The following is a 14,420-nucleotide window of genomic DNA, read 5'->3' as shown; positions in this document are numbered from 1 at the left end:
CATTCAGGCACCGCCGAGCTCGGCGTCGATAAGGTCGAAGAACTCCTCGCCGGTGGCCCGGTCGAGGTCGTCATCCCCCGGCTGGTCGGGGTGCTGCGCGGCGCGGTCGTCCCACCGCCACAGCAGCGCCCGCAACCTGGCGGCCAGCCGGTCCCGGCGCTCGTCGTCGCCCGGGCCGAACAGCTCCCGCTCCAACCGGTCGACCTCGTCGCCGCCGGCCGCGGCCCGCTCGGGCGCGAGCCGGGAGCGGACGTAGCGGGCCAGCGCGGCCGGTGTGGGGTGGTCGAAGACCAGCGTGGCGGGCAGGGATCCGCCGACCACCCGGCGCAGCCGGTTGCGCAGCTCCACCGCGGTCAGCGAGTCGAACCCGGACTCGCGGAACGGGCGCCGGGGATCGACGGAGTCCGGGCCGTCGTGCCCGAGCACCGCGGCCGCGTGCGTGCGCACCAGGGCCAGCACGATCCTCTCGGCCTCGTCGTCCGGCACCGCCGCCAGGCGGGCCGCCAGCCCGTCGTCGCCGGCCGGTGCCGCGGCCGCGGAGCTGTCGAGCGCGCGCACGTCGGGCAGGTCGGCCAGCAGCGGGCGGGGCCGGGTCGAGGTGAACACCGGGACGAACCGGGGCCAGTCGACGTCGGCGACCACGATGGTGGTCTCGTCGTCGTCGAGGACCTGCCCGAGCGCGGCCAGGGCGAGCTCCTGGTCCATCAACGGCAGGCCGCGGGCCCGCAGCTCGTCGTTGTCGATGCCGTCGATCGTGCGATCGGCGTCCCACGGGTTGACCGCCCGCCAGACTCCCCAGGCGATGCTGGTGGCGGGCAGCCCTCGCGCCCTGCGGTGCTGTGCGAGCGCGTCCAGGTGGGCGTTGGCGGCGGCGTAGGCGGCGTGGTCACCGCTGCCCCAGACACCGGCGATCGAGGAGAAGAGCACGAACGCGTCCAGGTCGAACCCGGCGGTCAGCTCGTCGAGGGCCCGCGCACCGCCGGCTTTGGCCGCGCAGACCTGCGCGTAGTCGGCGGTGCTGGTGCTCTCCAGCGATGCCAGGCCGATGTGCGCGGCAGCGTGCACCACGGCGCGCAGCGGCGCGGGGTCGTCGCGGAGGCCGTCGAGCAGACCGGCCAGCGCGGACCGGTCGGCGACGTCGCAGCGGGCGATGGTCAGCCGCACGCCGAGTTCGGCGAGTTCGGCGGTCAGCTCCGCCGCGCCGGGCATGTCCGGCCCGCGCCTGCTGGGCAGCACGACGTGTTCGGCGCCGCTGCGGGCGAGCCAGCGCACCAGGTGCGGGCCGAGCACGCCGGTGCCACCGGTGACCAGCACGGTGCCGCGAGGCCGCCACCGCCGGTCGCCGCGCAGGGTGCGGGGCGCGCGTGCCAGCCGAGCGGCGAGCACTGTCCTGCCGCGCAGGGCGAGCTGGTCCTCGCCGCCGGTGCCCGCGAGAGCGGCAGCGAGCGCTGCACCGGTCTCGGCGTCGAACTCGGCGGGCAGGTCGACCAGACCGCCCCAGCGCTCGGGATGTTCGAGGCCGAGGACCCGGCCCATGCCCCAGATCCCGGCCTGCTCCGGCGCGGTGACCGGGTCGGCCGGTCCGGTGCCGATCGCGCCGCGGGTGGCGAGCCAGAGCGGGACCGTGCTGCCCGCGAGACCTTGGACGAGCGAGAGGGTCGCTGCCTCGCCCGCGCCCAGTGCGGGGTGCTCGGGATCGGGTGCGGTGTCGATGCCGAGCAGGGAAAGGATTCCCGCGGCACCCGAGGCGGCCTCGGGTGCTTCGGCGGCGGTGACGGTCACCGGGTCGGCGCCGTGCTCGCGCAGGGCCGAAACCACGGCAGCAGCCCGGTCGTCGGGGTTGTCGGTGACGACGAGCCAGCGGCCGGACAGGTCGCTGCGCTCGGTGGTCACCGGAACCCAGCCGACCCGGTAGCGGAGCGGGTCGACGGGGTCGCCCGCCCGCGCGGTGGCGGTCGGCTCGAGCCAGAACCGCTTGCGCTGGAAGGGGTAGGTGGGCAGGTCGATGATCCGGCCGCCGCGAACCAGCGGGCTGAAGTCGACCTCGGCACCGGCGACGTGGGCCTCCGCCGCGGACAGCAGCACCCGGTCGAGGTCACCGTCGTCGCGGCGCAAAGTGCCCACCACGACAGCATCTTCCGCCGTCTGCTGAACACCCAGCGTCAGCACCGGATGCGGCGAGCACTCCACGAACAACCCGCACCCCGACCCCACCAGCCGGGACACCGCCCGCTCGAACTCCACCGGCTCGCGCAAATTCCGGAACCAGTAGTCGGCGTCGAGCTGGGCACCGTCGATCCGCTCACCTGTCACTGCGGACAGGAGCGGGACACGACCCGCCCGGGGGCGGACCGGCGCGAGCTCTTCCAGCAGCGTGTCGCGCAGCCTGTCCACCTGGGCGGAGTGGGACGCGTAATCCACCGGGATCCGCCGGGCCCGCACGTCCTCGGCCTCACACGCCGCGATCAACTCCTCCAGCGCACCCGGCTCGCCCGCGACCACCGTCACCGCGGGGCCGTTCACCGCGGCAACCGAAACACGCTCACCCCACTGCGAAATCCGCTCCCGCACACGATCAGCAGACTCAGCGATCGAAACCATGCCACCGCCACCGGCCAAGGCGACCAAAGCACGACTCCGCAGAGCAACGATCCGGGCACCGTCCTCCACCGACAACGCACCCGACACCACAGCCGCAGCGATCTCACCCTGCGAATGACCCACCACCAGATCAGGCCCCACACCCAACGACTCCCACACCGCCGCGAGCGAGACCATCACCGCCCACAACAACGGCTGAACAACATCCACCCGCGACAAACCAGCTTCATCGCCCAACATCGCTCGCGGCGACCACTCGACGAAACGCTCCAACGCCTCCGAGCACTCCGCGAACCGCTCGGCGAAAACCGGCGAAGACTCCAGCAGATCGACCCCCATGCCAACCCACTGCGAACCCTGACCGGGAAACACGAACACCGTCTTCCCCAAAGGTTCAGCGGCGCCTTGGCGCAGTTCAGGGATCTCCCGGTCCTCGGCGAGGGCGGTCAGCGCGACGGGAAGTCGGTCGAGGTCCCGGGCGACCACCACTGCGCGGTGCTCGAAAGTCGCTCGGGCGTCGAGGAGCGTGCGCGCGACGTCCGCGGCCCGCGCAGGGTGCGAGTCCAACCGCTCCCTCAGCCGAACAGCCTGCTCCCGCAACGCCTCCGGAGTGCGGGCCGAGAGCACCAGGGGCAGCACCGCACCCGTCGAGTCGTCCACTTCGGATTCGTCCGAGCCCTCGACGGCGGTGGGGTCGAACTCCTCTGCGGCTTCGAGGATGACATGCGCATTAGTACCCGACACACCAAACGACGACACCCCAGCACGACGCGGACGACCCACCACCACCGGCCACTCCCGCGCCCGATCCACCACCTCAACACCACCACCCGACCACTCCACCCGCGACGACACCCCACCCACATGCAACGACGCAGGCACCACCCCCCACCGCATCGCCAACACCATCTTCATCACACCCGCAACACCCGCAGCCGCCTGCGCATGACCCACATTCGACTTCACCGAACCCAACAACACATCCCGCGAACGCCCCCGCCCATACACCCGCTGCAACGCCTGCACCTCAATCGGATCCCCCAACACCGTCCCCGTCCCATGCCCCTCCACCACATCCACCGACCCCGCCGACACACCCGACACCACCAACGCCCGCCGCACCACCCGCTCCTGCGACGGACCACTCGGCGCCGTCAAACCATTCGACGCACCATCCGAATTCACCGCAGAACCCCGCACCACACCCAACACACGACGACCCAAACCCCGCGCCACCGACAACCGCTCCAACACCACAACACCCACACCCTCGGCGAGCCCGGTTCCATCGGCCGCGTCGGAGTAGGCGCGGCACCGGCCGTCGCGCGAGAGTCCCTGCTGCCTGCTGAACTCGACCAGGAAGCCGGGCGTGGACATGACGGTCACTCCGGCGACCAGCGCCAACGAGCAGTCACCCGCGCGCAGGGCCTGCGCGGCGAGGTGCAGCGCGACCAGCGACGACGAGCACGCCGTGTCCACGCTCAGCGCAGGCCCCTCCAACCCCAGCACGTACGCGATCCGACCGGACGCGACCGACGCGGCGTTGCCGATGCCGAGGTAGCCCTCGACACCTTCCGGCACTTCGCGCAGCAGTCCGGCGTAGTCGCTGCCGTTGCCGCCCACGTACACACCGGTCCGGGTGCCGCGCAGCGAGGTCGGGTCGATCCCCGCGCGTTCCAAGGCCTCCCAGGAGGTTTCCAGCAGCAGCCGGTGCTGCGGATCCATCGCCAGCGCCTCCCGCGGCGAGATCCCGAAGAACTCCGCGTCGAAATCCGCCGCCCCGTCCAGGTAGCCGCCGCCGCGGGCGTGGCAGGGGCCGTCGTCGCCGTTGCCCGCGAGCCCGGCGAGGTCCCAGCCCCGGTCGGTCGGGAAGCCTCCGACCACGTCGCCGCCCTCGGCGAGCAGCTGCCACAGCGCATCCGGGTCGTCGATGCCGCCGGGGAAGCGGCATCCCATGCCGACGATCGCGATGGGCTCGCCGGCCCGTTGCTCGTGCTCGCGCAGGGCGGTGCGCGCCTGGTCCAGGTCGGCGGTGACCCGCCGGAGGTAGTCGCGGAGCCGGTCCTCGTTGGCCATCAGAGCCTCCCGGTGCAGTCGTCGTGGAAGTCCGGCCGCGTCACGCGGGACCGAGCTTGCTGTCGATGTAGGCGAAGAGCTCGTCGTCGTCCCCGGCCGGCAGCCCGCCGTCGCCGGGATCGCCGGGTTCCCCGGCCCACTCGGCGAGCAGGGCCCGCATCCTGGCGGCGACGTCGGCGCGTTCGTCCTGGCTCAGCGCGGTCGCGGCCAGGTCCGCGGCGAGCCTGTCGAGGTGGTCGAACAGCGCCGCCGCCCCGTCCACCTCGTCGCCGAACAACGCGGCGCGCAGGTGCGCGGCGAGCGCCGCGGCGCTCGGGTGGTCGAAGGCCAGGGTCGGCGGCAGGCGCAGCCCGGTGGCCGCGACGAGCCGGTTGCGCAGTTCCACCGCGGTGAGCGAGTCGAAGCCGAGTTCGCGCAGCGGCCGGTCCTCGGGAACCTTGCGGGCGGAGCCGTGGCCGAGGACGGTCGCCACGTGCCCGCGCACCAGGTCGAGCAGCGCCCCCGGTTCGGCCAGGTCCGCCGGAGGCCGCCCGTCGTCGCTCCCGCCCACGGCCGCGCGCCGCACCTGGGGGCGGACCAGACCGGCCAGCAGCGGGGCGAGCTCAGGGCCGCCCGCCCGCAGCGCGGCGACGTCCAGCCGCATCGGCAGCACGGCCGGGGCTTCGCAGGCCAGGGCGGCGTCGAACAGCGCCAGGCCGTCCTGCTCGCTCAGCGCTGCGACGCCCGCGCGGACCATGCGGTCGACCGCGGTGCTCGCGAGCCTGCCCGCGATGCCCCCGGTGTCGGCCCACAGGCCCCAGGCCAGCGACCGGGCGGGCAGACCGCGAGACCGCCGAGCGGCGGCGAAGGCGTCGAGATGTGCGTTGGCCGCGGCGTAGGCCGCCATGCCGGGGCCACCGAGCGTCCCCGATGCCGACGAGAACAGGACGAACTCGGCGAGATCCGCGTCGGCGGTCAGCTCGTCGAGCACCTGAGCGGCATCGGCCTTGGCGCGCAGCACGCGGTCCAGGTCCGCATCGGTCACGGCGGTGACGACACCGTCGGCGAGCACGGCGGCCGTGTGCACGACGGCGCGCAGCGGCCGCTCGGCCGGGATTCCGGCCAGCAGGGCAGCCATCGCGTCCCGGTCGGCGGCGTCGCAGGCGGCGATCGTGATCGCGGCGCCCGCAGCGGTCAGGTCGTCCCGCAGCCGGTCGGCACCGGGAGCGTCCGCACCGCGGCGCGAGACGAACAGGACGTGCGCGACGTCGTGCGCGGTCACGAGATGGCGGGCGACGAGACCGCCGAGCCCTGCGGGTGCCCCGGTCACCAGGACGGTCCCGTCACGCGGGAACTCCACCGCCGAGCCGTCCGCGGGCACCGCCGTCAGGCGAGGCACGAGCGCCCTGCCCGCTCGCAGCGCCAGCTGGGGCTCGCCGGTGCCGATCGCGGCGGTGAGCGCGCGCTCGGACGCCGGGTCGTCGTCCACGTCGACGAGCACGATCCGGCCCGGGTGCTCGCGCTGCGCGGACCGGACCAGTCCCCACACCGCAGCGCCGGCCGGGTCGGGGTCGTCGGTGGCCACAGCGCCCCGGGTGCGCACCACGAGCAGGCCGTCGTCGCTGGAGAGCGCGTCCCGCAGCGCATCCAGCACGCGGCCGAGCGGGGCGCGGGGGTCGTCCGGGGCGGGATCGCAGCGCAGGTGCACGACCTCGCCGGCCGGTTGCCCGCCGCCGAGGCCGCCGGGGAAGTCGATCCAGTCGAGGGTGTACAGGCCGCCCGCCCGTGCGACGCCCGCAGCGGGGGCCGGGCGGGAGACCAGCGAGCCGACGGTGGCCACGGGAGCGCCCGCCGGGTCGGTGATCGACAAGCTCACGGTGTCCGCGCCGCGCGGTGACACCCGGATCCGCACCGAGGTAGCACCGGTGCCGTGCAGGCGGAACCCGGTCCAGGAGAAGGGCATCCGGGCCGTTCGGTCGTCCGCGAGCAGCGCGGTGGCCTGGGATGCGGCGTCGAGCAGCGCCGGGTGCACGCCGAACCCCTCTGCCGCGGCGGGGTCGGGCAGGGCCGCTTCGGCGTACAGATCGTCGCCGTGCCGCCACACCGCGCGCAGGCACCGGAACGCCGGGCCGTAGTCCACGCCGAGGGCGGCCAAGTGGTCCCACCAGCCGTCGAGGTCGACCGGAACCGCTCCGCCCGGGGGCCATTGACCGCCCTGGGCGTCCACATCGGACTCGGCTGCGCTGAGGGTGCCGGTGGCGTGCCGGGTCCAGCCGCTGTCGTTGCGCGAGTGCACCGCGACGGACCGGGTTCCCGAGGCGTCCGGGCCGCCGACGGTGACGTGCAGGCGGGCACCGCCGTGGTCGGGGACGGCCAGCGGCGCTTCGAGGGTGAGCTCGTCGACCTGGTCGCAGCCGACCAGATCGCCCGCGTGCACCGCGAGGTCGACGAAGGCCCCCGCGGGCAGCAGCGCGGTGCCGCGCACGACGTGGTCGGCCAGCCAGGGGTGGGTGTCCAAGCCGAGTCGACCGGTCAGCACCACCCCGCCGTCGGCCCGCTCGACGACGGCGCCCAGCAGCGGGTGCCCCGCCGGGTCGAGGCCACCCGCGTCGAGGTCTCCGACGGCGGGGCGCACCGTCGGCCAGAACCGCTCGCGCTGGAAGGGGTAGGTGGGCAGGTCCACGAGCCGACCGCCCTGGAACAGCGGGCTGAAGTCGACGCGAGCACCAGCGACGTGCACCTCCGCCGCGGACAGCAGCACCCGGTCCATGCCACCAGCATCGCGGCGCAAAGTGCCCACCACGACAGCATCCTCAGCGGTCTGCTGAACACCCAGCGTCAGCACCGGATGCGGCGAGCACTCCACGAACAACCCGCACCCCGACCCCACCAACCGGGACACCGCTTGTTCGAACTCCACCGGCTCACGCAAATTCCGGAACCAGTACTTGCCATCCAAATCCGACCCATCGGTTTCCACACCAGACACAGTGGACAGAAGCGGAACACGACCCGCCACCGGCCGCACCGGCTCCAGGACAGCCAGCAGTTCATCTTGCAAACTCTCCACCTGAGCCGAATGAGACGCATAATCCACCGGGATCCGCCGGGCCCGCACATCCTCGGCCTCACACGCCTCGATCAACTCCTCCAGCGCCGCAGGTTCACCCGCGACCACCGTCACCGCCGGACCGTTCACCGCAGCAACCGAAACACGCTCACCCCACTGCGAAATCCGCTCCCGCACCCGGTCAGCAGACTCAGCGATCGAAACCATGCCGCCACGCCCGGCCAGAGCCTTCAGCGCACTGCTCCGCAGAGCAACGATCCTGGCACCATCTTCGACCGACAACGCACCCGAGACCACGGCCGCAGCGATCTCGCCCTGCGAATGCCCCACCACCGCATCAGGTTTCACCCCGAACGACTCCCACACCGCCGCGAGCGAGACCATCACCGCCCACAACAACGGCTGAACAACATCCACCCGCAACAACCCGGACTCATCGCCCAGCATCGCTCGCGGCGACCACTCAACAAAGCGCTCCAACGCCTCCGAGCACTCCGCGAACCGCTCCGCGAAAACCGGCGACGACCCCAGCAGATCGACCCCCATACCAACCCACTGCGAACCCTGACCCGGAAACACGAACACCGTCTTCCCCGTCGTGCGGGCCTTTCCGTGGACGACCTGCGGTGCGGGAGCTCCCTCCGCCACCGCGCGGAGACCTTCGAGCATGGTGGCGCGATCAGCACCGACGACGACCGCGCGGTGCTCCAGCGCGGCCCGGCCGGTGTGCAGCGTGTGGGCGACGTCGACGGCTGCCCGCGGGGCGTGCTCGCACAGCCGCGCAGCCTGCTCCCGCAACGCCTCCGGGGTCCGGGCGGAGATCACCCACGGCACCAGACCGTCCACAGCGGACTCGTGAATCTCGGGTTCTTCTGCGGCTTCGAGGATGACATGCGCATTAGTACCCGACACACCAAACGACGACACCCCAGCACGACGCGGACGACCCACCACCACCGGCCACTCCCGCGCCCGATCCACCACCTCAACACCACCACCCGACCACTCCACCCGCGACGACACCCCACCCACATGCAACGACGCAGGCACCACCCCCCACCGCATCGCCAACACCATCTTCATCACACCCGCAACACCCGCAGCCGCCTGCGCATGACCCACATTCGACTTCACCGAACCCAACAACACATCCCGCGAACGCCCCCGCCCATACACCCGCTGCAACGCCTGCACCTCAATCGGATCCCCCAACACCGTCCCCGTCCCATGCCCCTCCACCACATCCACCGACCCCGCCGACACACCCGACACCACCAACGCCCGCCGCACCACCCGCTCCTGCGACGGACCACTCGGCGCCGTCAAACCATTCGACGCACCATCCGAATTCACCGCAGAACCCCGCACCACACCCAACACACGACGACCCAAACCCCGCGCCACCGACAACCGCTCCAACACCACAACACCCACACCCTCGCCCCAACCGGTGCCGTCAGCGGCATCCGCGAAGGCCTTGCAGCGCCCGTCGGGAGCGAGGCCCTGCTGGCGGGTGAACTCCACGAACGTGCCGGGGGTGGCCATCACCGTCGCGCCGCCCGCGAGCGCCGTGGTCGACTCGCCACGGCGCAGCGACTGGCAGGCGAGGTGCAGCGCGACCAGCGACGACGAGCACGCCGTGTCCACGCTCAGCGCAGGCCCCTCCAACCCCAGTGCATAAGCCACCCGACCGGAGAGCACGCTGGATGCGTTGCCGATACCCGCGTGCCCCTCCACCGCGTCGGGGGCGTTCCGCAGCAGCTCGGGGTAATCCCGCCCGTTGGTGCCCAGGAACACGCCGGTGCGGCTCCCGCGCGCGGACCGGGGGTCGATCCCCGCGCGCTCGAACGCCTCCCAGGAGGTTTCCAGCAGCAGCCGGTGCTGCGGATCCATCGCCAGCGCCTCCCGCGGCGAGATCCCGAAGAACTCCGCGTCGAAATCCGCCGCCCCGTCCAGGAATCCGCCCTCCTGCGTGACCGACCGCCCCGGGCCGGTCGGGGCGGCCAGCGCGGCGAGGTCCCAGCCCCGGTCGGCCGGGAACGGCCCGATCGCGTCGGTCCCCTCGGAGACCAACCGCCACAGGTCCTCCGGAGAGCGCACACCGCCCGGGAACCGGCAGGCCATGCCGATGATCGCGATGGGCTCGCCGTCGGCCTCCTCGGCCTGCCGCAGCCGCTCGCGGGTCGCCTGCAGGTCGGCGGTGACGCGGCGCAGGTAGTCCAGGACCTTGTCGTCGCCGGTCATCGGTCGGACACCCCCAGATCGTTGTCGATGAGGTCGAACAGCTCGTCCCGGGACGCGCTCAGCACGTCGCGGGTGGTCGTGGCGGGTGCGGGCGCCAGCTGCTCGGCCAGGGCGCGCAGCCGGCCCGCCAGCCCGGCCCGGAGGTCGGGGTCGTTCGCGCCGGTGGCGGCCGCGGCGAAGCGGTCGAGGTCGGCGACCAGGTCGGCCTGCGGTTCCGCGGGTACCAGCAGCTCGCTCAGGTGCCCGGCCAGCGCCTCCGGGGTCGGGTGGTCGAAGGCCAGCGTCGCGGTGAGCCGCAGCCCGGTGGCCGCGGCGAGCCGGTTGCGCAGCTCCACCGAGGTCAGCGAGTCGAACCCGAGGTCGATGAACGCCCGGTCGGCGAGGACCGCGCCCGGTTCGTGGCCCAGCACCGCCGCGACGGTCTCCGTCACGACCTCCAGCAGCAGCCGGGCGCGCTCACCCGGCTCCACCTCGGCCAGGCGCTCGGCCGACGTGGGCTCCGGCGCCGCGGCGGAACCGTTCGATGCCGGGGCGCCCGCGAGGTCGGTGAGCAGCGGGCTCGGTCGCGCGACCGTGACGGCCGCCGCCAGCTGGGCCCAGTCGATGTCGGCGACCAGCGCGTGCGCCCGCTCCGAGTTGACGGTCCGCCAGAGCACGGACAGCGCCTCGGCCGGTTCCATCGGCCGCACGCCGTCACGCCGCAGCCGTTCGGCGGTGACCGGATCCACCGCCATGCCCGCACCGGCCCAGGCTCCCCAGGCGATCGAGGTCGCGGGAAGACCGGCGGCCCTGCGGTGCTGCGCGAGGGCGTCCAGCTCGGCGTTGGCGGCGGCGTAGTTGCCCTGTCCCGCGTTGCCGAGCACGCCCGCCGCCGAGGAGAACAGCACGAACGCGTCCAGGTCGAGGTGGCGGGTCAGGTCGTGCAGGTGCCAGGCCGCCGTCGCCTTCGGCGCGCGCACGTCGGCGAGCCGGGCCGTGGTGAGCCCGTCGAGCACGCCGTCGTCCACCACTCCCGCGGTGTGCACCACAGCGGTGGGCGGCAGTTCCGCGATCAGCGCCGCGAGCCCGTCCCGGTCCGCCACGTCGCAGGCGGCGACGGTGACCCGGGTGCCATCGGCGGACAGCTCGGCGACCAGCTCAGCGGCGCCCGGCGCTTGTTCGCCCCGGCGGCTGACCAGCACCAGGTGCTCGGCACCCGCGGCGGCCAGCGACCGGGCCACGTGCGCACCGAGGGCACCGCTGCCGCCGGTGATCAGCACCGTGCCGCGGGGCCGCCACGCCACGGCATCCGGCACCGCGCGGACCAGCCGGGCACCGGCGGGCCCGGACGGGGTGAGCACCACCTGGTCCTCCCCCATCCCGGCGAGCACCGCTGCGACGTGCCGCCAGGCCCGTCGACCGCTCTCGGCCCCGAGGTCGAGCAACCCGCCCCAGCGCTCGGGGTGCTCCAGCGCCGCGACCCGGCCCAGTCCCCACACCGCTGCCAGCTCCGGCACCGGAGGTCCCGAACCGTCCACGTCCACGGCACCGGCGGTGACGCACCACAGCGGAGCGTCGATCCCGGCATCACCCAGCGCTTGGACGACAGCGGCGGTCCGGGCCAGCCCGATGGGCGCACCGCCTTCCACGCCACCCGCCGCGGCCAGCGAGAGCACACCCGCGACGCCGGTCTGCTCCGGCACCATGGAGGTGATCCGGGCCAGCACGTCCGCGCGGTCGGCGTCGGCCAGCTCCACCCGCCGCACCTCGGCGCCCGCCGCGCTCAGGGCGGCTTCGGCGTCGTCAGCGGGTGTTCCGCCCGGGGCCGTGAGCAGCAACCAGGTCCCGGACAGCCGCGCGGTCGGCGGTTCCGGCAGCGGTCGCCACTCCAGCCGGTGGCACCACCGGTCGGTCCTGGACAGCTCGTCCGCCCGCTTCCGCCAGGCGGCGAGCTTGGGCAGCGCGAGCGAGAGCGGCGCGTCGGCGTCGACGTCGATGGCCTCGGCGATCTCGGTCCACCGCGCACCGTCCACAGCGGACCAGAACCGGGCTCCCACCTCGTCCGCGGCCGGTTCCGGGCGCACCGGCTCCAGCCAGTGGCGGTTGCGCTGGAAGCCGTAGGTGGGCAGGTCGACCCGGTGCGCCCCGGTGCCCGCGAACACCTCGGTCCAGTCCACATCGGACCCGGCGGTGTGCAGGGCGCCCGCCGCCCCGAGCGCCGAGTCGACCTCGGCGCGGCCCCCGCGCGCGGTCGGCACGACGAGCGCGGTGGTGTCCAGCATTCCGCTGAGCGCCCCGTCCGGTCCGATCTCGACGAAAGCGGTGATCTCGCAGGACTCCGCGGCGGCGACCGCGTCGGCGAACCGCACGGCGTCGCGGGCGTGGCGCACCCAGTAGTCCGGGTCGCACAGCTCGTCGGTGACGAGCTCGCCGGTCAGCCCGGAGGCCACGGGCAGCACCGGGCGGTTCCGCCGCACGCCCGCGACCACCTCGCGGAACTCGGCGAGCACCGGTTCCACGAGCGCGGAGTGGAACGCGTGGCTGACCCGCAGCCGCTTGGTCTTGGCCCCGCGCGCGGCCGCGAGCTCGGCCACCGCGGCCACGTCGGCTTCGGCACCGGAGATCACCACCGAGGCGGGCCCGTTGACCGCGGCGATGTCGACGACACCCGCCAGCAGCGGGCGGACCTCGTCCTCGGGCAGCCCCACGGCGGTCATCGCGCCGCCGGCGGGCAGCGCGGCCATCAGCCTGCCGCGGGCGGCGATCACCCGGCAGGCGTCGTCGAGGCCGAACACACCGGCCAGGTGCGCGGCGGCGAACTCGCCGACGGAGTGACCGGCGACGACCTCGGGGCGGACGTTCCAGGACATCAGCAACCTGGCCATGGCGACCTCGAACGCGAACAGCGCGGGCTGGGCCAGGTCGGTCGGGTCGAGGTCGACGGCGCGGCGCGGATCGGTGACGCCGTGCGCGGCCAGCGCGGTGCAGACCTCGTTGAAGGCCTCCGCGAACACCGGGAACCGCTCGGCCAGCTCACGCCCCATGCCGGGCTGCTGCGAACCCTGGCCGGCGAAGAGGAACGCGATCCGCTGCTCCCCGCCGGAAGCGGCACCGACGCGCACCGAGGGGCTGTCCTGCCCGGCGGCGATGGCGGCCAGCCCGGCGCGCAGCTGGGCGTGCTCGGTGGCCACCACGACCGCCCGGTGCTCCAGCGCGGCGCGGGTGGTCGCAGTGGACAGTGCGATGTCGGCGATGCCCAGGTCCGGGTGCGCGTCGAGGTGGTCGAGCAGCCGGGCCGCCTGGGTGCGCAGCGCCTGCGGGCTCACCCCGGAAACCGCCACGGGCACGGTGACCGGCGGCGTCGGGTCCACCGCGGCGTCCGGCTCGCAGGCCTCCAGGATGGCGTGCGCGTTGGTCCCGCTGACGCCGAAGGACGACACCGCCATCCGCCGCGGCCGGTCGACCTCGGGCCACGGCCGGGCTTCGGAGAGCAGCCGCACCCGACCGCGCTCCCAGTCCACGTGCGGGGTCGGTTCCTCCGCGTGCAGGGTGGCGGGCAGCACCGCGTGCCGCAGGGACTGCACGGCCTTGATCACCCCGCCGACTCCGGCGGCGGCCTGCGAGTGCCCGATGTTGGACTTCAGCGAACCCAGCCAGAGCGGCTCGGTGCGATCCCGGCCGTAGGTCGCCAGCAGCGCCTCCGCCTCGATCGGGTCGCCGAGGGTGGTCGCGGTGCCGTGCGCCTCGACCGCGTCGACGTCCTGCGCGGACAGCCCGGCCTCGGCCAGCGCGGCCCGGATGACCCGCTGCTGGGCGGGGCCGCTCGGCGCGGTGAGCCCGTTCGAGGCGCCGTCGGAGTTGATGGCGCTGCCGCGCAGCACCGCGAGCACGGGGTGACCTCGGCGCCGCGCGTCGGACAACCGTTCCAGCAGCAGGACGCCAGCGCCCTCGGACCACCCGGTGCCGTCGGCGCCTGCCGCGAACGAGCGGCACCGGCCGTCCGGCGACAGGCCGCGCTGCCTGCTGAACTCCACGAAGAGATCCGGCGTGGCCATCACCGACGCGCCGCCCGCCAGCGCCAGTTCGCACTCGCCCTGGCGCAGCGACCGGGCCGCCATGTGCAGCGCGACCAGCGACGACGAGCAAGCGGTGTCCACCGTGACAGCGGGCCCCTCCAGCCCGAGGCTGTAGGCGATGCGGCCGGAGGCGACGGCGGGCAGGGTGCCCGTCATCAGGTAGCCGCCGACGGATTCGGGCGCCTCCTGGGCGCGCGGCCCGTAGTCCTGGTCGATGACGCCCACGAAGACCCCGGTGGACGTGCCGCGCAGGCTCGCGGGATCCAGACCGGCCCGTTCGACCGCTTCCCACGACGTCTCCAGCAACAACCGCTGCTGCGGATCCATCACCAACGCCTCACGCGGCGAAATCCCGAAGAACTCCGCATCGAACTCCGCCGCATCGTGCAAGAACC

Annotated in this window: 3 protein-coding genes; all 3 read right to left on the bottom strand. The window is 73.7% G+C overall.

Annotated features, from left to right (window positions below; translation table 11 throughout):
• Positions 1–3 precede the first annotated feature (3 nt).
• Positions 4–4,677, bottom strand: a complete 4,674-nt coding sequence (locus OU416_RS35420) for a type I polyketide synthase (protein WP_270931446.1) — start codon at positions 4,675–4,677, stop codon at positions 4–6.
• Between the two features lie 40 nt (positions 4,678–4,717).
• Positions 4,718–9,940: an SDR family NAD(P)-dependent oxidoreductase gene (locus tag OU416_RS35415; protein ID WP_408642291.1), complete on the bottom strand. Its 5,223-nt coding sequence runs from the start codon at positions 9,938–9,940 to the stop codon at positions 4,718–4,720.
• Between the two features lie 26 nt (positions 9,941–9,966).
• Positions 9,967–14,420, bottom strand: a 4,454-nt coding sequence (locus tag OU416_RS35410) for a type I polyketide synthase (protein ID WP_408642290.1), incomplete at its 5' end; no start/stop codon positions are given.

Source organism: Saccharopolyspora indica, from assembly GCF_027853965.1.
GTDB classification, from domain to species: domain Bacteria; phylum Actinomycetota; class Actinomycetes; order Mycobacteriales; family Pseudonocardiaceae; genus Saccharopolyspora; species Saccharopolyspora indica.
This window is presented reverse-complemented; position numbering and strand designations above follow the sequence as displayed.

Bases quoted from the DNA above. Each gene is read 5' to 3' on its own strand.
- OU416_RS35420 (WP_270931446.1), bottom strand. From the start codon at position 4,677: ATGGCCAACGAGGACCGGCTCCGCGACTACCTCCGGCGGGTCACCGCC.